At 36.3% G+C, this 18,694-nt stretch carries 19 protein-coding genes; 8 read left to right on the top strand and 11 right to left on the bottom strand.

The window, feature by feature from the left end; translation table 11 throughout:
- The first annotated feature begins 22 nt into the window (after positions 1-22).
- From KI430_RS04155 to KI430_RS04135, 5 genes are all read left to right on the top strand, one after another.
- A complete protein-coding gene (locus KI430_RS04155) occupies positions 23-1,387 on the top strand; it encodes an ATP-binding protein (protein ID WP_248877011.1) in 1,365 nt (454 codons plus the stop codon).
- Positions 1,388-1,598: 211 nt separating this feature from the next.
- On the top strand, positions 1,599-2,846 hold the full coding sequence (locus KI430_RS04150; protein ID WP_248877010.1) for a TolC family protein: 1,248 nt from the start codon (positions 1,599-1,601) through the stop codon (positions 2,844-2,846).
- Complete coding sequence (locus KI430_RS04145; protein WP_248877009.1) at positions 2,846-3,928, top strand: efflux RND transporter periplasmic adaptor subunit; 1,083 nt, start codon at positions 2,846-2,848, stop codon at positions 3,926-3,928. The genes KI430_RS04150 and KI430_RS04145 overlap by 1 nt, the downstream gene beginning before the upstream one ends.
- 297 nt (positions 3,929-4,225) lie before the next feature.
- Complete coding sequence (locus KI430_RS04140) at positions 4,226-7,324, top strand: efflux RND transporter permease subunit (RefSeq protein WP_248877008.1); 3,099 nt, start codon at positions 4,226-4,228, stop codon at positions 7,322-7,324.
- 449 nt (positions 7,325-7,773) lie between these two features.
- On the top strand, positions 7,774-8,406 hold the full coding sequence (locus KI430_RS04135) for a peptide deformylase (protein WP_248877007.1): 633 nt from the start codon (positions 7,774-7,776) through the stop codon (positions 8,404-8,406).
- A gap of 3 nt (positions 8,407-8,409) precedes the next feature.
- Here KI430_RS04135 and KI430_RS04130 read toward each other — a convergent pair whose 3' ends face one another.
- On the bottom strand, positions 8,410-8,775 hold the full coding sequence (locus KI430_RS04130) for a winged helix-turn-helix transcriptional regulator (RefSeq protein WP_248877006.1): 366 nt from the start codon (positions 8,773-8,775) through the stop codon (positions 8,410-8,412).
- 231 nt (positions 8,776-9,006) lie between these two features.
- On the opposite strand from KI430_RS04130, the gene KI430_RS04125 reads away from it, so the two are divergent.
- Both KI430_RS04125 and KI430_RS04120 read left to right on the top strand, forming a co-directional pair.
- The gene (locus KI430_RS04125; RefSeq protein ID WP_248878268.1) at positions 9,007-9,924 is read left to right on the top strand and encodes a ClpXP adapter SpxH family protein; all 918 of its coding nucleotides are present in this window, start codon (positions 9,007-9,009) and stop codon (positions 9,922-9,924) included.
- A 132-nt stretch (positions 9,925-10,056) separates the two neighbouring features.
- Complete coding sequence (locus tag KI430_RS04120; RefSeq protein WP_248877005.1) at positions 10,057-10,401, top strand: phage holin family protein; 345 nt, start codon at positions 10,057-10,059, stop codon at positions 10,399-10,401.
- A gap of 136 nt (positions 10,402-10,537) precedes the next feature.
- Here KI430_RS04120 and KI430_RS04115 read toward each other — a convergent pair whose 3' ends face one another.
- Positions 10,538-11,125, bottom strand: coding sequence for a Crp/Fnr family transcriptional regulator (locus KI430_RS04115; protein WP_248877004.1), 588 nt, complete (start codon positions 11,123-11,125; stop codon positions 10,538-10,540).
- 136 nt (positions 11,126-11,261) lie between these two features.
- On the opposite strand from KI430_RS04115, the gene KI430_RS04110 reads away from it, so the two are divergent.
- Positions 11,262-12,155 (top strand): SDR family oxidoreductase, encoded by an 894-nt coding sequence (locus tag KI430_RS04110; protein ID WP_248877003.1) that lies wholly within the window; start codon positions 11,262-11,264, stop codon positions 12,153-12,155.
- A 43-nt stretch (positions 12,156-12,198) separates the two neighbouring features.
- Here KI430_RS04110 and trpA read toward each other — a convergent pair whose 3' ends face one another.
- The 9 genes from trpA to trpD form a co-directional block, all read right to left on the bottom strand.
- Complete coding sequence (trpA, locus tag KI430_RS04105; RefSeq protein WP_248877002.1) at positions 12,199-12,933, bottom strand: tryptophan synthase subunit alpha; 735 nt, start codon at positions 12,931-12,933, stop codon at positions 12,199-12,201.
- Between the two features lie 86 nt (positions 12,934-13,019).
- On the bottom strand, positions 13,020-14,198 hold the full coding sequence (trpB, locus tag KI430_RS04100; protein ID WP_248877001.1) for a tryptophan synthase subunit beta: 1,179 nt from the start codon (positions 14,196-14,198) through the stop codon (positions 13,020-13,022).
- A 24-nt stretch (positions 14,199-14,222) separates the two neighbouring features.
- Positions 14,223-14,756, bottom strand: a complete 534-nt coding sequence (locus tag KI430_RS04095) for a GNAT family N-acetyltransferase (RefSeq protein ID WP_248877000.1) — start codon at positions 14,754-14,756, stop codon at positions 14,223-14,225.
- Between the two features lie 8 nt (positions 14,757-14,764).
- A complete protein-coding gene (locus KI430_RS04090; protein WP_248876999.1) occupies positions 14,765-15,232 on the bottom strand; it encodes an OsmC family protein in 468 nt (155 codons plus the stop codon).
- Entirely contained in the window at positions 15,213-15,872 is a 660-nt protein-coding gene (locus tag KI430_RS04085) for a phosphoribosylanthranilate isomerase (protein WP_248876998.1), read from the bottom strand. The genes KI430_RS04090 and KI430_RS04085 overlap by 20 nt, the downstream gene beginning before the upstream one ends.
- Positions 15,873-15,882: 10 nt before the next feature.
- The gene (locus tag KI430_RS04080) at positions 15,883-16,350 is read right to left on the bottom strand and encodes a hypothetical protein (protein WP_248876997.1); all 468 of its coding nucleotides are present in this window, start codon (positions 16,348-16,350) and stop codon (positions 15,883-15,885) included.
- Between the two features lie 57 nt (positions 16,351-16,407).
- Positions 16,408-17,178, bottom strand: coding sequence for an indole-3-glycerol phosphate synthase TrpC (gene trpC / locus KI430_RS04075; protein ID WP_248876996.1), 771 nt, complete (start codon positions 17,176-17,178; stop codon positions 16,408-16,410).
- A 109-nt stretch (positions 17,179-17,287) separates the two neighbouring features.
- Positions 17,288-17,596: a GIY-YIG nuclease family protein gene (locus KI430_RS04070; RefSeq protein WP_248876995.1), complete on the bottom strand. Its 309-nt coding sequence runs from the start codon at positions 17,594-17,596 to the stop codon at positions 17,288-17,290.
- A gap of 96 nt (positions 17,597-17,692) precedes the next feature.
- The gene (gene trpD, locus KI430_RS04065) at positions 17,693-18,682 is read right to left on the bottom strand and encodes an anthranilate phosphoribosyltransferase (RefSeq protein WP_248876994.1); all 990 of its coding nucleotides are present in this window, start codon (positions 18,680-18,682) and stop codon (positions 17,693-17,695) included.
- Positions 18,683-18,694: the final 12 nt, after the last annotated feature.

The following is an 18,694-nucleotide window of genomic DNA, read 5'->3' as shown; positions in this document are numbered from 1 at the left end:
TATCACTCATTATTTTTCATTTATGTCATTAAAACGTAAAATCGCACTCAGTTTAAGCATCGCATTTTCCTTGATTTTCGGGATTATGATGTTCGTGATTTACGTGTCATTCAATGATTTTAGACGGGATGAGTTTAAGCTTAGATTTCAGAAACGTTTGGTTTTTACCGTTAATTTTATTGAGAAAGCCAATGATTTTGAAAGAGAAGCACCTTTGTTTTTTGACGAAAACTCTGATAATGTGCTTCTTAATGAAAATATTATTATTCTCAATGCCGAAAAAGAGCTCGTTTACAGTACTTTAAAAGACAAAAAAGTGACTTGGGATAACAATCTGCTCGAGAGTCTTGACAAAGAAAAAACAATCTACAACGAACATTCCGAACCTGAAATTTACGCTGCATTGCGAAATATCAAAGGGGAAAATTACTACATTTTAACAAGTGCTCAGGACGTCACCGGAGAGTCCAAGTTGGCATTCCTCGGTTACACCTTGATTTTTTCTTATATAATCAGTGTTTTATTAATTTGGTTTTTCAGCTATTATCTGGTTTCCAAATTTCTTCAGCCTTTGGAGGTTCTCAAAAATCAAATTTCCGACACCAGCGTTCATCGGCTCACTACCGATATCATTCTGAAAAATAGCAATGACGAAATTGGTGTACTTGCAAAATCATTTAATCTAATGACAAGCCGATTGGATGATGTTTTCCAGTCACAGAAAGATTTCAATTCCAGTGCGGCGCACGAGATGCGGACACCTTTGACAAGAATGGCGTTCCAGTTGGAAAATTTGATTCAACTCGAAAATCATTCTCCAAAAACCAAAACCACATTACAACAAATGTTGCAGGATGTCCATCAATTATCCGACCTTACAAAATCTCTATTGCTTCTTTCAAAATTCGATAAAGAAGGGATTGCCAGTGTTTATGAAGAAGTCAGAATTGATGAAGTGGTTTTTGATGCATTTGAGACTGTTCATCGTAATTTCCCTGAATTCAAAATGGATTTCCAGATTGATGAAGAAAGCATCGATGATTCAATTTTGACAGTAAAAGGTGTCAAATCTTTATTGGAAATAACGTTCATTAATTTGTTCAAAAATGCAGCTTTATATTCAGATAATCAAGAAGTTGATATTTCTATCAAAGAAACCGATTTTAGAATTATAGTCAAGGTCTTTTCTATCGGTTCCACAATTCCTGTCGAGGAAAGAGAAAAACTTTTCGATGCTTTTATGAGAGGAAGCAATTCACACAATAAAACTGGTTCCGGATTAGGTTTGCGTATTGTAAAACGCATTTTGGAATATCATAAAGCAGAAATTTCCTACACTTCACTTTCAGATAGAGAGAATCTTTTTACAGTGATTTTCAACAAGTAAAACATTTTTTCTCGCAGATTTTACTGATTATTCAGGTTCCAATAAAAAATCTGTAAAATTTGCTCAATCTGCGAGAGATTATACTATCAAAATCTTTCATTTATCCGTCTATTATCTCTTATCTCAAACAACAATTAAGTTTTTTTTAAGTCCTATTTAAGTCCGTTTTAATCTCGGTAAGCCATTTTTGCAAAACCAAAACGAGATAAGAATGAACAAAATTACAACGCTGGTGTTATCCGTTTCGGCATTTGTTTGTCTTTCCGGGCAGCAGCAGATGTCTCTTCAGGATTGCGAACTGGCATTTCAAAAAAACAACCTCCAGCTTCTCGCCGCACAATACAATATCAATATGGCTGATGCCGGTATTATTCAGGCAAAGATTTGGGAACTTCCGCAAGTAGAAGGTTATGTCAATGCAATTAATCCACAGGACAAAAGAGTTTTCGATGTAGGGCGAGCAAAAGGTGTGGAAATCACGCAATTGATTTATCTGGGCGGAAAGAAAAAAAACGAAATCCAATTTGCAAAGTCCAACAAAGAACTTTCGCAATTGCAGTTTAACCAATTATTGGTTGACCTTCGTTCACAGCTTCGCGAGACTTATTACAATCTCATTTATGAGCAAAAAAAACAAATTAGCATTGATGCTCAGCTGAAATATATGAATGAACTTTTGGCAGCGTACAAGGTTCAGACAGACAAAGGAAATATTTCGCTTAAAGATTTTGTAAGACTTCAAAGTATTGTAATTCAGTTGAATAATGATAAGATTGAAATCAATAACAATATTCTTGGATTCCAGCAAACGATGAAAGTTTTGACTGGAACTTCGGAAAAAACCATTGCTAATTTATCAAAGCCGGAAGAAAATGAAATTCTAGTATCTCAGCCTTTCGGAGATTTGGGAATCCTTCAGGAAAAAGCGTTGCAAAACAATGCAGATTATCTCTATCAATTAAAACTGATTGACAACAGCAAGCTTTACGCACAATGGCAAAAATCACTGAATACACCGGACCTTAATCTGGGAGCCGAATATGACCAGGCTTCCGGTACTTTCAATAATGAAGTTAATTTGAAAATCGGAATTCCAATTCCACTTTGGAAAGTGAATAAAGGAAATGTTGAAAAAGCCAAATATGCCATTCAGCAAAACGAGAAAAACTCAGAATATCAAAAACTGAATCTCCAGACACAAGTAGAATCCGCTTATCAGACTTGGAAAAATCAGTACGACCAATATTTTGAATTGAAACAAACCGATTTGGAAAATTTGGAAACAGTTTATAACGGAATCCTCAAAAACTTCCGGAACGGCAATATAAGTTTGATAGAATTCACCGATTTTATGGAGAGTTACAGACAGACTGTTTTACAGATTTATGAGATGAAAAAGCAGATTATGATTTCTGCAGAAAACCTGAACCAATTAGTACAAACCAAAATCTTTTATTAATGCGAAAAATTATTACATCAATTATACTTTCAGCACTTTTGCTGTCTTGTTCCAAGCAAGAAGAAGTAAAACAGGAAGAAACAAAAGGTTTTGAATTGAGCAATACTATGCTGAAAAGCACAACTTTTGCAAAGGTTGAAAAGAAATTTATCGAGGACGAATTCAGCTTTTATGGTAAAATCTCCGCTGATAAAAATAAATATATCGACATTTTTCCGTTGGTTGGCGGTAACGTTCTCAGCGTAAATGTGGAATTGGGAGATTATGTGACCAAAGGTCAGGTCTTGGCAACGATTAGAAGTACGGAGTTGGCGGAAGTTCAGAAAGATGTCAGCGATTCCAAAACCGATTTGATAGTTGCAGAAAACAATCTTCGTGTTGCAAAAGAATTGTACGCAGGAAAACTAAACACAGAAAAAGACGTTCTGGAAGCCGAAAGCGAAGTCAAAAAAGCAAAAGATGCATTACGACGTTCCAATGACGTCAGCACGGTTTATAATGTGAAAAAAGGGAATATCTACAGCGTTATTTCGCCTATTAACGGTTATATCGTTCACAAGGACATCAACAAAGATATGGAACTGAGAAGCGACAGAAGTGAGAATATTTTTGATGTTGCGAATACCAAAAATGTTTGGGCCATTATGAACGTCAACGAGGCGGACATTGATAAAATAACCCTTGGAATGAAAGCTCAGGTTTCCACATTGTCTTATCCGGACAAGGTTTTTTATGGACAAATCGATAAGATTTTCAAAATCATAGACCCGGACACCAACGCGATGCAGGCTAGAGTAGTGTTGGACAATTCGCAGGGATTGCTGATTCCCGACAGCAAAGCGACGATAAAAGTTTCCAAATCCGAAAATGCAACAGCCTTGGCAATCCCTTCCAAAGCCGTGATTTTTGATGACAACAGATATTTTGCTGTAGTTTACAAATCGCAGACCGATATCAAGGTTAAAGAACTTAAGATTTTGAAACAGAACTCGGAGACAACTTACGTTTCGGAGGGACTTTCCGAAGGCGAAAGTATCGTAACCAACAATCAATTATTGATTTATCGCTCTTTGAATAACTAAATTTTGGGCGTGCCCCTTTGTTTTTGCCAATCACATTTAGTCAATCAAAAGAACTTTTCAACAAGGCAAAAACAAGCGGGTCGGTCTACGGGCAGTCGCTCTCGCCTTCGGCGAGGAGCTCCAACAATGCCCTCCGCCCTCACGCATTTACAATTCTCTGTAAGAAACAAAGTCTTACAACAGAACTTTTATAATCCGCCTTTGGCGGACTTTGTGAGCCTTAAAAACATTTAGTTTAATAAAAATCTTTGTGTGCTTTGTGTTCAAATTCACAAACACCCAATCAAATCAAAACGTATGAACAAATTCATCAAAAATATCATAGCATTCTCACTCAAGAACAAAGCTTTCACCTTCATTTGGGTGGCGATTTTGGCGGTCTCGGGATTCATCAGTTTCAAGAATATGCCGATTGAAGCATTTCCTGATGTTACCAATACCCAAATCGTCATCATCACCCAATGGAACGGACGAAGCGCCGAAGAAGTAGAACGTTTCGTTACCACACCAATAGAGTTGGCAATGAGTCCGGTTCAGAAAAAGACCAGCGTCCGAAGTACCACAATGTTTGGACTTTCCATTGTCAAAATTTTATTCGAGGACGGTGTGGATGACATCTTCGCCCGAAATATGGTTAACAATCAGCTGAGAACAGTGAGTTTACCGGAAGGCATTGACCCCGAAGTCCAGCCGCCTTACGGACCAACCGGAGAGATTTTCCGATATACACTCGAAAGTAAAGACAGAGATTCACGAGACCTTTTAACATTACAGACTTGGGTAGTTGACAGAGCACTTCGGAGTGTTCCAGGCGTTGCTGATATCAACGTTTTCGGAGGTCAGGATAAAGTTTTTGAGCTGAGTATCGACCCAAGAAAATTAGACAAATACAATCTTACACCTTCCGAAGTTCTGGATGCCGTAACCAACAGTAACCTGAATGTCGGTGGCGACGTTATAGAGAAAAGCGGCCAGGCTTATGTAGTTCGAGGAATAGGTTTGGTAAAATCGATTTCAGATATAGAAAATATTACGGTTCACAGTGATGGCGGAAACCCGATTCTGGTTAAGAATGTAGCCGATGTTCACGAAGGTTCTTTACCAAGAGTTGGTCAGGCTTCGTTGGATAATGAAAAAGACACGGTTGAAGGAATCGTGGTAATGCGAAAAGGTGAGAATGCACAGGAAGTTCTGCTTGCGGTAAAAGCCAAAATCGATGAATTGAACAACAAAATTCTTCCGAAAGATGTGAAGATGAAAACTTTCTACGACCGCCAAAATCTAATGGATTTTACCACCAAAACGGTAATGCATAACCTGTTGGAAGGAATCATTCTAGTAACGGTTATTGTTCTGATTTTTATGGCAGACTGGCGAACCACTTTGATTGTTTCCATCATCATTCCATTATCGCTGTTATTTGCATTTTTCTGTCTGAGAATGGCAGGGATGAGCGCCAACTTATTATCATTGGGAGCAGTCGATTTTGGGATTATTATAGACGGCGCCGTCGTAATGGTCGAAGGGTTATTTGTAATGCTCGACCACAAGGCTCACAAATATGGAATGGAACGTTTTAACAAAATGGCAAAAGCAGGTTGGATAAAACAAACCGGAACAGGTTTGGGAAAAGCGATTTTCTTCTCAAAGCTGATTATTATTACGTCACTATTACCAATCTTTTCTTTCCAAAAAGTAGAAGGTAAAATGTTCTCTCCACTAGCATTTACATTAGGATTTGCATTACTTGGTGCATTGATTTTTACACTGACTTTGGTTCCTGTAATGTCTCATTTATTATTAAAGAAAAATGTAAGAGAAAAGAATAATCCATTCGTTAATTTTTGGGATAGAAGTGTGATGAAAGGTTTCAAATTCACTTTTAGAAATAAGAAAATAAGTCTTCTGGTTTCGACTGTAATTCTAGCCATTACATTATTCTCAGCTAAATTCCTTGGAACAGAATTCCTTCCTCAATTGAATGAAGGTTCGCTTTGGATTACCGCAGAAATGCCGATGAGTTCATCGCTTAAAGAATCTTTGAAAACGGCTGACGTTCTCAAAAAAGATATTATGAGTTTCTCAGAAGTCACTGGCGTTCTGGCGCAAACCGGTAGAAGTAATGACGGAACCGACCCGAACGGCTTCGGCTTCGTGCAGTTTGCCGTGAGTCTGAAACCAAGAGACGAATGGAAACGAAAAATCACTTATGATGAACTGGTGGAAGAGATTGATAAAAAGCTGAAGAATTATCAGGGAATCACCTTCAACTATTCTCAACCGATTTCCGATAACGTGGCAGAAGCTGTTGCAGGTTTCAAAGCAGAAAACGGAATCAAAATCTATGGTGATAATCTTCATACACTCGACAGATTAGCGGAAGAAGTTTTGGCTTCTATCAAAAATGTGGAAGGCGTAAAAGAACCTGGAATTATTAAAAATATTGGTCAGCCGGAAATTAGTGTAGTGCTAGACCGAAACAAAATGGCAGCTTATGGCGTTTTACCAGCGGATGCCCAAGCCGTTCTGGAAATGGCTTTTGGTGGGAAAACAGCATCTGAAATGTTTGATGGCGAAAGAAAGTTTCCAATCAGATTGCGTTATGCTGAAGATTACAGAAAGAATGAAGAAGACATCGCTTCTCTGATGGTTCCGACGCAGGACGGCGCCAAGATTCCGTTAAAGGAAATCAGTACGATTGAGAAAGAGAATGGAGCGGCTTTTATTTATCGTGATGATATCAAACGTTACATCGGTGTCAAATTTTCTATACGAGACAGAGATTTGGGAGGAACGATTGCTGATGCTCAGAAGAAAGTGGCTAAAATTAAATTGCCGGATGGTTACTCGATTGGATGGACAGGACAATTTGAAAATCAGCAACGTGCTACGAAGAGATTAGCGCAAGTGGTTCCGATTAGTATTCTAGGGATTTTCTTCCTGTTGTTCATTTTGTTTGGGAATATGAAAGACTCGCTTTTGGTTTTAGCTAATGTTCCTTTTGCTTTGATTGGTGCGATTATCGCACTTCATTTGACGCATATGAATTTCGGAATTTCAGCCGGAGTTGGGATGATTGCCCTGATTGGGATTTGTATCCAGAATGGTGTGATTTTGATTTCGGAATTTCATCAGAATGTGAAGAATGGATTATCGCTCGACACATCCATAATGGAAGGTGTGAAAGTAAGAACCAGACCGGTTGTAATGACTGCTTTGATGGCATCGATTGGTTTGCTTCCTGCCGCATTGTCTACGGGAATCGGGTCGGAATCTCAGAAACCTTTGGCGATTGTGATTATTGGCGGATTAATAACTGCAACCGTTTTGACCCTTCTTATTTTCCCGATTATTTTCTGGATTTTTAACAGAAGAAAGAATGAAGTTATTAGCTAACACTTCGAGAGCCTCTGGATGACAGTTAAATGCGAGATGTTCAATCAGAATTTGTCAGACCAAGGCTCTCGAAGCCACATAGAAAATTGAGTTATAGTTGTTACATTTTCTCTCTATTATTTGCGTTCCTCTAGGATTTTTCCGGAGGAACGTTTTTGTTTATTTTATTGTACTTCTGAAAAACTCTCGTGTCTTTTAAACATCCATTGTAATTGTCCTGTACATCGGACTTTGCAAAGGTCATTTTTGAACTTTGGATTTAATCTCAATTTGATTGAAAGTTGATTCGGATTTGTCGGTTTCTGTTGAGCGAAGCGCACCCCGGCCTGAGAGGAGCTCTTTTTGTTTTTCTTTGGAAAAACAAAAAAGCGGGAACGGAGGACGGATAAAGGTGCCCAAACCATAAAAGTCATTGCTCAAATTCCTATCTTTGATAATAAATTGATATAATGCGGAATTTTACTTTTTTTTTATTACTACTGATAGGCTTTCACGGGTTTTCTCAAAAATTTTCTAATGAAGAAAAAGCGCTCATCCTGGCAGGCGATGTGAAGACGGCACTGCCAATCTACCAAACGGATAACGAAGAGCAACATAAGGTTCTGCTGGCGCAATCAGAAGAGATTTCTCCAAAAGATAAAACATTGCCGATCTTGATTGAAAGAATGAGGTTGGCTTTGGCTGGAACTGGCGGTGGTGTAGGGATTGCTGCGCCTCAGGTTGGGATTAACAGAAGAGTGGTTTTGGTTCAACGTTTTGATAAAACAGGACTTCCAGTAGAATATTTTATCAATCCAACAATCATTTGGCGTTCGGAACTATTAAATAAAGGACCAGAAGGTGACCTTTCTATAGAGAATTTTCGTGATGCTTTTTACCGAAGTTACATCATCCGTCTGGAGTATTATGACCTAGAAAACAAGAAGCACGACGAGATGGTAGAAGGTTTTACCGCAGTGATTTTCCAGCACGAGATAGACCATCTTTCGGGAATTTTGATTCCGGATAAATTGGAGAAAGAAAAGAATGAATCTTATAAAAAACTGGAATTTTTCAAGAAAAGCGGTTCTACGTCAAGATAGATTCTATTTGGTTTTGCCGTACAGAGAAGCACGGTAGTTCATCCCAAAATTGGCAATTTCGTCTATGATTGGGGAGAGTGTTTTCCCGAATTCTGTGATTTGATATTCTACTGTTACGGGTTTTGTGTTAATTACGGTTCGGCTGATGAGATGGTTCATTTCCAGGTCTTGCAGTTCTTTGGAGAGCATTTTGGTTCCGATGCCTTCAACTTCCCGCAAAAGGTCCATAAATCTTAATTTATCACTTTGGAGCAAGGTTCCTACGATATGGAATTTCCATTTTCCGGAGAGTAGTTCCATTGTGTCTTTGATGGCTGTGATTCGGTTTTTGCAAATCGAGGTATTGTTGACTACAAGTTGTTTTTTCATTATCAATTTATTTCTATGACAAATATAATTTTTCTCTGCTTAGTTTCTTAAAGGAAAGTAGTTTCCAAAAGGAAACTGATAGCTAATGTAAACCGAAACCGACTTAAATTTGTTCCAAATAAAACTAACCGAGAAATTATCCGAATGAGATTCTACAAAAACTTATTAGTTTTTAGTTTAGGAATGATGTCTTTTTCCGGCAACGGACAGACACAGAAAAATAGTAATACAATGAACGAACAAACAAAAAGCAATCCATTACTTTGCGACGCAGAAACTGGCGTTTGTGGACTTCCTGAGAATGAGAAGAATGATAATATCTCTATCGATAACAAAGAAAAATCTATTAAAGTCATCTATTTTACAGATCCAATCTGCTCTTCCTGCTGGGGAATAGAACCGCAGTTGAGAAAAATGAAGTTGGAATACGGTAAAGAAATCGATTTAGAATATCATATGGGTGGACTTTTACCGGATTGGAGCTACAATAGCGGTGGAATCAGCAAACCTTCTGATGTTGCACATCATTGGGATGAAGTAAGCGTTTATTACGATATGCCTATTAATGGTGATGTGTGGTTAGAAGACCCATTGGATTCTTCTTATCCACCTTCGATGGCCTTCAAGGCAGCGCAATTGCAGAGTAATGAAAAAGCGATTCTGTTTATGCGAGAATTGAGAGAATTGGTCTTTTTGAAAAAGAAAAATATCACCAAATGGGAAAATATCGCTTTGGCTGCAAAGAAAGCTAATCTGGATGTGAATCAAATGAAGTCGGATTACGAAGGAAAAGCTAAAACACTTTTTGATAATGATCTGAAGCTAGCGAGAGAACTTGGTGTTCGTGGATTTCCAACTTTGTTCTTCGTAAATCCAAAAGGCGAAACTCAAACTGTTTACGGAACCAAACCCTATCCTTTCTACGAAACAGCAATTCTTACCGCCAACCCAAAAGCAACAAAAACTGAGTTTGAGAAAGATTGGCAATCGCTATTCAAGAAATATAATTCTCTTACAGCAAAAGAATTTGCTGAATTATCGGGCAAAAACAGAAAAGAAAGTGAAAGAATCTTGGACGAATTGTCTTCTCAGAAAAAACTTGAAAAGCTTACGACCAAAAATGGTTCAATCTGGATTTTGATTAATTAGGCCTATTATCTTTAATAAGTTGTTGCAAAGCATTATGAGATTTTCTTGTAATGTTTTTTATTTTTATGGATAAAAGTCTAACTTAGGTCTGCTTTTTGAAGAGAAAATTTCCAATCTATTAAACCTTAAACTATGAACTTTATTATCCGTTTGCTGATAACCGCCATTTCAGCATTTTTACTCAGCAAAATCCTTACAGGTATACATTTCGACACCTTTGGTTCTACTATTATTTTCGCTATTGTTTTGGGAATCCTGAATGTATTCGTTAAACCGATTCTATCGATCCTGTCATTGCCTATTACGATTATAACATTAGGGTTGTTTTCTTTTGTTATCAATGCATTGATGATACTTTTAACCGATTATTTTATGGATAGTATGCAGGTGGATGGTTTCCTTTGGGCGCTGCTCTTCAGTATTCTTTTGTCATTGGTTACATCAGCTTTCTCAACAATTTTCGAAAGCAACGATTAAAATAAAAAAAGAGTTTCAGGTTTTGAAACTCTTTTTTGTTGGGTTTTTATCTCTCGCAGATTTAACTAATTAAGCAGATGATAGAATTTGCTCAAATAGTCAGATCTGTGATAATTTTTTATGTATATCTTTAATATTACAAAACAGTTTTTAAAATATTCCTTCGGACACGAGACAAAGTTTCTCTGGAAAGTCCCAGATAAGAAGCCACCATATGCAAAGGAACTCTATTGAAAATATCAGGGTAAGTATTGATAAAATCAAGGTATTTCTCTTCCGGACTACTACTAATGTTCATCAAAAGCCGTTTGTGGATTTCCATTGATTTTCTTGTCAGGATATTTTCTACAAAAATATTAAGTTCAGGGATTTGTTCTCTCAGTTCAGCAAAATCTTCAAGATTAAAAGCAAAGATTTCCGAAGATTCCATTGCTTCAATCGTCAGTTTTGAAGGCGAATTGTTATAAAAGCTTTCCGGATCTGTCGTCCAGGACATTTCGTTCACGAACTGGAGAATATGTTCATTGCCATCTTCGGAGACAGAATAATTACGCAAAAGCCCTTTGGCAACAAAGATTTTCAGATTACAGACTTCGCCTTGTTTGCACACAGTTTCTTTACGCTGGAGCTTTATCAATTGACTTTTATATAAAATGAAATTGAACTTTTCTTCTGTGAAATCGGGAAGTACTTTCTGAAAGTAATTTTTTAAAATCTCGGACATTTTCCAAATTGAAATTATGATTAAAATTAATTCTTTTTATTGGATTAATATAAAAATTGTGTCAAATGACCTCGTTTTTGCTATTGATTCCAAGCTAAATTTGTATTAGAAATTTTAACAAAACAAATTTAAAAATATGAAAGTATTTGTAACGGGAGCTTCAGGATTTGTAGGCTCAGCAGTAGTAAAAGAATTATTAGTAAATGGCCATCAGGTAGTTGGATTGGCGCGTTCGGAAGAATCTGCAAAATCCATCAGAGAAGCTGGAGCAGAAGTTTTGATGGGAGATTTGGAAAGTCTTGATATTTTACAAAAAGGAGCAAGAGAGGCAGATGGCGTTATTCATACAGCTTTTATCCACGATTTTTCTGATTACCAGACTAATGCGCTCAAAGACCAGAAAGCCATTGAAGCAATGGGCGAAGTATTGAAAGGAACCGATAAATCCATTGTGGTGACAGGTGGAACTTTAGGACTTCCACTTATCGACGGGAAAATCACAGAGGACAGTAAGGCACCGGCAGAATCAATCAGATTCTCTGAAAAAGCTTTCGCAGATTTATCACAATCCGGTGTTAGGGCATCTATTGTTCGTCTTTCTCCCAGTGTTTACGGTAATTCCGAATCGGGTTTCAAAGGAGGTTTCGGAGTGATGTTGGCAGAACTCGCGAAGGCTAAGGGATTAGCGGCTTACATCGGAGAGGGAAATAATGTCTGGCCTGCTGTTCATCGTGTTGATGCTGCAAAATTATTTCGTTTGGCACTTGAAAAAGGAGAAACTGGAGCGAGATATAATGCCGTTAGTAATGATAAACCATTATCAATGAAAGAATTTGCAGAACTGATAGGTGAAAAACTAAATATTCCTGTAAAATCTTTGTCTATAGAAGAAGCACCGGAATATTTTACCTGGATGACGTACTTTGTGCAGGAAAATTGTCCGGCAACAAATTTACAGACTCGGGAAAAATTAGGATGGAATCCTTCTGAAAAAAGTTTTGTTGAAGAACTGAATCAATATTTCTTCTAAAAATAAAAAGCAGTCTTATTTCTTAGTAAGACTGCTTTTTTTATTAATTCTTTACACTTTGGATAAAGCTTTCTGCTTTAGATTCCCAATCTTGATTTTCCAGAAGAATTTTCACAAAAGCTGTTCCGATAATGCCGCCTTGTGCTTTTTCTGTTACATTCTCAAAATCAGATTTATTTTTGATTCCAAAACCGATGAAAACTGGATTGGTCAAGTTTAATGAAGCCAGTCTGTCAAGGTAATTTTCGTTCTTGAGAACAGCATTGTCGTTTCCGGTTGTCGATGAGCTGGAAACAGCATATAGGAATCCGGAACTCAAAGAATCCAGATATTTGATGCGTTTTTCCGAAGTTTCGGGCGTTACCAGGAAAGTGAAATTCAAATTGTGTTTTTTGAGGATTTCGCCATATTTATTTTCAAATTCAATGGGTGGCAAATCCGGGATGATTAATCCTGAAACACCAACTTCTGCACATTTCTGACAAAAGTTGTCAAACCCAAACTGAAGAACAGGATTAAGATAACCCATTAATATTTTAGGAATTGTAACCGAATCTTTGATTTCGGCTAATTGCTCGAATAGTTTTTTGATAGACATTCCGTTTTTCAAAGCCAGAGAATGCGCCTCCTGAATCACAGGTCCGTCTGCAACAGGATCAGAATAAGGAATCCCGATTTCCATCATATCTGCTCCCGATTCCTGAATCAGTTTAGCGATTTTTCCGGTGTCTTCCAACTTTGGAACGCCTGCTGTAAAGTATATGTTTAGTTTTTTCATTTTGATTAATGTATTAAAGTATTCACGTAAAATGTATTAACGATTGAGACTCATAAATACATTAATACGTTTTACATTTTACAGATTTAAAGATGTTTCAAATACGTTTCCATATCCTTATCGCCACGCCCACTCAAACAAATCACGACCACATCTTCTTTTTCAAATTTCTTTTTGTCCAAAACAGCCAAAGCGTGCGCACTCTCCAAAGCGGGAATAATACCTTCGATTTTTGTCAGCTCAAAAGCAGATTTCAAAGCTTCATCATCATTAATGCTGAAAAATTCTGCTCTTTTTTGATTAAAAAGGTTAGCGTGCATCGGCCCAATTCCCGGATAATCCAAACCTGCAGAAATCGAGTGTGGTTCAATAACCTGTCCGTCCTCAGTCTGCATCACAAGGCTTTGACTTCCGTGCAAAATTCCTAATGTTCCAAGAAAAGTAGTCGCAGCTGATTTCCCTGAATCAACGCCTAAACCACCAGCTTCCGCTGCAATGATTTTCACATTTTCCTCGTTCACGAAATGATAGAAAGTTCCTGCTGCATTACTCCCGCCTCCAACGCAGGCAATCACATAATCCGGATTTTCTCTACCGATTTTTTCATTCAGTTGCCCTTTGATTTCTTTTGAAATGATACTTTGAAATCTCGCTACCAAATCAGGAAACGGATGTGGGCCAACTACACTTCCGATAATGTAATGTGTAGTGGAAGGATTATTAATCCAATCTCTCAAAGCTTCATTCACAGCATCTTTCAAAGTTTTGGAGCCCGAAGTTGCAGGAATTACTGTTGCGCCCAACATTTTCATTCTGGCAACGTTCGGCGCTTGTCTTTGGATATCGACTTCGCCCATATAAACAATACATTCCAAACCGAGTAAAGCACAAGCTGTAGCGGTTGCAACACCGTGTTGTCCGGCTCCGGTTTCTGCAATGATTCTATGTTTTCCGAGTTTTTTGGCTAATAAAGCTTGTCCCAACGCATTGTTGATTTTGTGCGCTCCTGTGTGATTCAGATCTTCTCTTTTTAGATAGATTTGAGTCTGGTGTTTTTCGCTCAGATTTTTTGCGAAATAGAGTGGAGTAGCGCGGCCAACATAGTTCTTCAGCAAATCCTGAAATTCATCTTGGAACTCTTCCGATTCGATGATTTGGATATATTTTTCCTGTAATTCGGCAACGTTTGGGTAAAGCATTTCGGGGATGAAAGCTCCGCCAAAATCGCCGTAATAACCGTTTTTATCTGGGTTTTGAAAGTTCATTTATTCTTAAATTTTTCTAAGTCGTTATATTAAAATTGCTTTATTCTGTTCATTCAGACTTCGTAATATATTGATGTTTTCTTCGGAAGTATTGATGATTAAAATATCATCGTCATCGGAATCTATCCATTTATTATTATCAAATTCTGTTATGAAAATTCCCTTTCCATAAAGGATTTGGATGTCATTCCTTTCATAAAATGGTCTTAATTCCAATTTACAAAATCCTATGGTTTCAATTTCTCTCTCTTTTAGATTTGTTACCATTTTATTAAGCAATAAGCTACCATATCCTTTCGCTTTTTCTAAAGAAACCAATCCTACAAGTTCAGCAAAACAATATAGATTCTTTTGTATTTCAAATTTAAAATCAAAATTGATTCTTGCCAGCGAAACTATTCTTTCATCAATTTCTAAAAGATGAAATTCAGATTTTTCAAATTTCATTTTGAAACTCGAAGAATCCAGCTCCAACCAATCTTCTATTTTCCAAGATTTCAAAATTAAATCAATTTCTTGGTCAGATAAATCTTCTGATTTTTTAATAGAATACTGCATTTCTCAATTTATTTTGTTGTTATCTCTGGTTGATGCTTCACTTCAAAGTTCAAAGAATTTGCAATGAAACAATATTCATTCGCCTTCTGATGAAGTTCAACCGCTTTTTCAATCATTTCTTTTTCAGCAACAACAATCCTTGGTTTCAAAATAATTTCACTGAATTTTCCACTTCCGTTTTCATTCTCAACCATTGTTCCTTCTGCAAAATCTTCATATTCCAAAACCAGAATTTTGTTCACAGAACAAAAATGAAGATACCACAACAAATGGCACGAAGAAACCGAAGCTAACAGCAAATCTTCAGGATTATGAAGTCCTGGATTTCCAAGAAATGCTGGGTCAGATGAGCCTAAAATGTCAGCTTTTCCATCGACAGAAATTGTATAATTCCTTTGATAAGAACTATAGTTTTTCGTGGATTCGCCGGTGTTTCCTGTCCAGACTATTTTACTTTTATATTGATGATGTTTCATTTTTTGTTAATAATAAAAATTCTTTTACTTTTTCTAAATTTTTATTTCCAGCTTCGATTTCAAATTTTGAATTGATATCGAGAGCAATTGGTTGATGGTTGATAGTTTTCAGTTGATTGAAGTTTTCTAATGAGATTCCGCCACTTAAAAAATAAGGAATTGGAATTTCGATGTCATTTAAAATGTTCCAATCGAAGGATTTTCCTGTTCCGCCAAAAGCTTGGGAATCTGTGTCGAATAGAAGATAGTTGATTGTTGTTGGTTGTTGTTTGATGGTTTTTTGTAATTCTTCTGATGTTTGATTTCCTATTCTAATGACTTTGATAATTCCAATTTTTGGATTCAATTTTAGTTTTAATTCTGAAATGAAATCTTCCGTTTCATGGCCGTGAAGTTGTATGAAATTCAAGTTTGTTTGTTCCGAAAATTTAATAATTTTTTCCAAGTCTTCATTTACAAAAACGCCAACCTTTCCTGGATGATTGATTTCTGAGATTTGCTCCAAACTTAAATGATTCAGAACATATCTTGGCGATTTTTCATAAAATATAAATCCCAAGAAATCAACATTCAAATTAATCAGTTCCTGAATCTGATCAAGTTTTGTTAATCCGCAAACTTTTAGTTTTAATTGAGTCATAAATTCATTATTAATAAAGAGAATTTTTCGGATTTGAACATTTCAAATCGAACTGTTGACAGATCTTGATAATCTCATCCGTATTTTTTTTATACACCAAGAATAGTGTCAGGTCATCACCAAAACTTTTCCCAATTTCAAGAATTTCTTCGTTGCTTTCGGACAAAACATCATCTAACCAGAAAAAGTATTCTTTGGCAGTCATTTTTTTGTAAATAGGAAACTCAGGTAATTCTTCGATAATATCACCGATTTGGTCGTGTATTTCATCTATTTTATCACCAATTATTGCTATTTCATTAATTTCTAACGGAATTATATAGTCCAATGAAAGTGGGTTGATCTCGTCCACCTCATAAAGCCATAATAGGTCATTTTTTTCGGCGTAGTCATATGGATGATGAATTGCATGATCCAAATTAGATACGATATCGTTTAAATCTTCTACTTCATAACCTTCTGTTATTAGCTTCACCAACTTTTTAATATTCTCACTTCTATTATTTTCCATAGCAATTATTGAATAATTAAATTCTCATTTTGAAACAAATTCTCCGAATTTCTTTCCAGGATTTTCATTTTTCATAAAATATTCGCCCATCAGAAATCCATCAAAACCTTTTTCTTTCAGAAATTTAAAGTCTTCTTCATTATAAATTCCACTTTCTGCAACCGAAAAAACATCTTTTGGAAGCTGATTTTTTAGATTTACAGAGTGTTGCAAATCCACTTTGAAATCTTTCAAATTTCGATTGTTAATTCCAACAAAATCAACATTTTTATTGATGTGTTTTAATTCTTCTTCGGAATGGATTTCCAACAAAACTTCAAGATTGAGAGAATGCGCCAATTCTGTAAATTCCAAAACCTGATTTGGGGAAAGGCAAGCAGCAATCAACAAAATGACGTCCGCCCCAATTGATTTTGCTTCGTAAAACTGGTATTCATCAATCATAAAATCTTTTCTCAGAATCGGAATATTAATATGATTTCTGACATTCAAAATATCGTCAAAACTTCCACCGAAAAAATCTTTGTCTGTCAAAATAGAAACCGCACTTGCTCCGAAATTTGCATATCGGGAAACAACTTCCAAAGGTGATACTTTGTCATTGATAATGCCTTTGCTCGGCGATTTTCTTTTGAATTCGGTGATGATGCCGGATTTTGTCTTGATGGTTTCTTTTAACGAAAAAGTTGGTCTTCCAAAAAACTCAGAGTCTTTCAGTTGGAAAACAGAGATTTTGGATTTTGCATCTGCAACTTCCTGTCTTTTTCGGTCAATAATTTTATTTAGGATGTTCATTTTCCTTTCTTTTTTGGATTTTGTCATTCGGAGCGAAACGAAGTGTAGCGAAGAATCTTTTTAGACTTTATACTTAGTTTGAAAAAGAAATAATATTTTTATTAGAAATTTATTCAATTTTATCATTCCAAAAATCCCAATTAGGATTGATATTTTTAATAAGATTTTCTTTTTTGATTCTAGAATAACCTTTTAATTGTTTTTCCCTAGCGATTGCTTGGTCTATATCTTGGAAAAATTCATAATAAATTAAAAAGAAGCATCTATATTTAAATGTAAAGTGGTTAGTATGAGATTCAGGATTCATATGCCAGAATAATCTACCTTTCAAATCATTAGTTACTCCTATATAAAGAACTGTTTTATTCTTATTCGTCAAGATATAAACATAATAATTATGTGTTCCTAAAGTTTTCATAATTTAATTTAAAAAGATTCTTCACTCCGCAATGCTACGTTCTGAATGACAAACTTTCAATTTATTTGATAATATGTTTTAGCTAATCATTAACAATTAACCATTAATAATTGAGCGAAGCGATTTCAGTGCTTTTCCGCTTTCCAGACTTTCTTTTGTTAAAGCCAAGCAATCATCATAATTCCCATATTTACCAGTGTTTACCAAAGCAATTGAAGCATTGGCAAGAACGACAGAGTTTTGTTCTTCAGTTCCATTACCTTCCAAAATCTTGATGAATAATTTTGCAGCTTCTTCTTTGCTTTCGCCTCCGAAAATACTTTCAGGAGAAACATTTTTGAATTTCAAATCTTCTGCAGAATAGATTTTTTCTCCAGTTTTGCTAAAGATTTTGGTGTCACCAGTTAAGGAAATTTCGTCATAACCATCCAAAGCGTGAACCAACATAAACTCGCTTTTTTGCTTTTGCAACAGATATTGATAAACTCTCGCAATTTCCAGATTTGCCACGCCAATCATCGTGAAATCAGGACGCGAAGGATTAACCAACGGCCCCAAAAGATTGAAAAAAGTCTTCAATCCAAGCTGTTTTCTAAAGGGTGCAACAGATTTCAAAGCGGGATGAAATAGCGGTGCGTGAAGAAAACAGATGTTTCCCTTTTCCAAATCGGCTTTCAAATCTTCAGAATTATCCTTGAATTTGTAACCCAATTCTTCAAAAACATTAGACGAGCCGGAAATAGAAGAAGCTCCGTAATTACCTTGCTTAGCGACTTTTTGTCCGGTTCCTGCAACGATGAAACTCGCCAAAGTTGAGATGTTAAACGTGTTTTTTCCATCTCCACCAGTTCCAACGATATCGACCAAATCTTTGGTTCCCAAATCGACAGGTTTTGCCAGTTGCAATAGTGCTTCACGGAAACCTTCGAGTTCTTCCAAAGTAATTGTCCTCATTAGGAAAACGGTGATGAACGAAATGACCTCACTTTCATTGAATTTATTTTGTGAAATTTCAATCAAAATGGCTTTGGCTTCGGCTTTCGTCAAAGTCTGATGATTAAAAAGGTATTGTAGGATTTGTTTCATAATATTAGTCCG

Source organism: Epilithonimonas zeae, assembly GCF_023278365.1.
In the GTDB taxonomy this organism is placed as follows: domain Bacteria; phylum Bacteroidota; class Bacteroidia; order Flavobacteriales; family Weeksellaceae; genus Epilithonimonas; species Epilithonimonas zeae_A.
Note: the sequence above shows the minus strand (reverse complement) of the source record. Positions and strands in the feature narration are given on the sequence as shown.

What these genes read in the sequence shown, in the direction of transcription:
- KI430_RS04155 (WP_248877011.1), top strand. Translation starts at nt 23, where the DNA reads ATGTCATTAAAACGTAAAATCGCACTCAGTTTAAGCATCGCATTTTCC.
- KI430_RS04150 (WP_248877010.1), top strand. Translation starts at nt 1,599, where the DNA reads ATGAACAAAATTACAACGCTGGTGTTATCCGTTTCGGCATTTGTTTGT.
- KI430_RS04145 (WP_248877009.1), top strand. Translation starts at nt 2,846, where the DNA reads ATGCGAAAAATTATTACATCAATTATACTTTCAGCACTTTTGCTGTCT.
- KI430_RS04140 (WP_248877008.1), top strand. Translation starts at nt 4,226, where the DNA reads ATGAACAAATTCATCAAAAATATCATAGCATTCTCACTCAAGAACAAA.
- KI430_RS04135 (WP_248877007.1), top strand. Translation starts at nt 7,774, where the DNA reads ATGCGGAATTTTACTTTTTTTTTATTACTACTGATAGGCTTTCACGGG.
- KI430_RS04130 (WP_248877006.1), bottom strand. Translation starts at nt 8,775, where the DNA reads ATGAAAAAACAACTTGTAGTCAACAATACCTCGATTTGCAAAAACCGA.
- KI430_RS04125 (WP_248878268.1), top strand. Translation starts at nt 9,007, where the DNA reads ATGAACGAACAAACAAAAAGCAATCCATTACTTTGCGACGCAGAAACT.
- KI430_RS04120 (WP_248877005.1), top strand. Translation starts at nt 10,057, where the DNA reads ATGAACTTTATTATCCGTTTGCTGATAACCGCCATTTCAGCATTTTTA.
- KI430_RS04115 (WP_248877004.1), bottom strand. Translation starts at nt 11,125, where the DNA reads ATGTCCGAGATTTTAAAAAATTACTTTCAGAAAGTACTTCCCGATTTC.
- KI430_RS04110 (WP_248877003.1), top strand. Translation starts at nt 11,262, where the DNA reads ATGAAAGTATTTGTAACGGGAGCTTCAGGATTTGTAGGCTCAGCAGTA.
- trpA (WP_248877002.1), bottom strand. Translation starts at nt 12,933, where the DNA reads ATGAAAAAACTAAACATATACTTTACAGCAGGCGTTCCAAAGTTGGAA.
- trpB (WP_248877001.1), bottom strand. Translation starts at nt 14,198, where the DNA reads ATGAACTTTCAAAACCCAGATAAAAACGGTTATTACGGCGATTTTGGC.
- KI430_RS04095 (WP_248877000.1), bottom strand. Translation starts at nt 14,756, where the DNA reads ATGCAGTATTCTATTAAAAAATCAGAAGATTTATCTGACCAAGAAATT.
- KI430_RS04090 (WP_248876999.1), bottom strand. Translation starts at nt 15,232, where the DNA reads ATGAAACATCATCAATATAAAAGTAAAATAGTCTGGACAGGAAACACC.
- KI430_RS04085 (WP_248876998.1), bottom strand. Translation starts at nt 15,872, where the DNA reads ATGACTCAATTAAAACTAAAAGTTTGCGGATTAACAAAACTTGATCAG.
- trpC (WP_248876996.1), bottom strand. Translation starts at nt 17,178, where the DNA reads ATGAACATCCTAAATAAAATTATTGACCGAAAAAGACAGGAAGTTGCA.
- KI430_RS04070 (WP_248876995.1), bottom strand. Translation starts at nt 17,596, where the DNA reads ATGAAAACTTTAGGAACACATAATTATTATGTTTATATCTTGACGAAT.
- trpD (WP_248876994.1), bottom strand. Translation starts at nt 18,682, where the DNA reads ATGAAACAAATCCTACAATACCTTTTTAATCATCAGACTTTGACGAAA.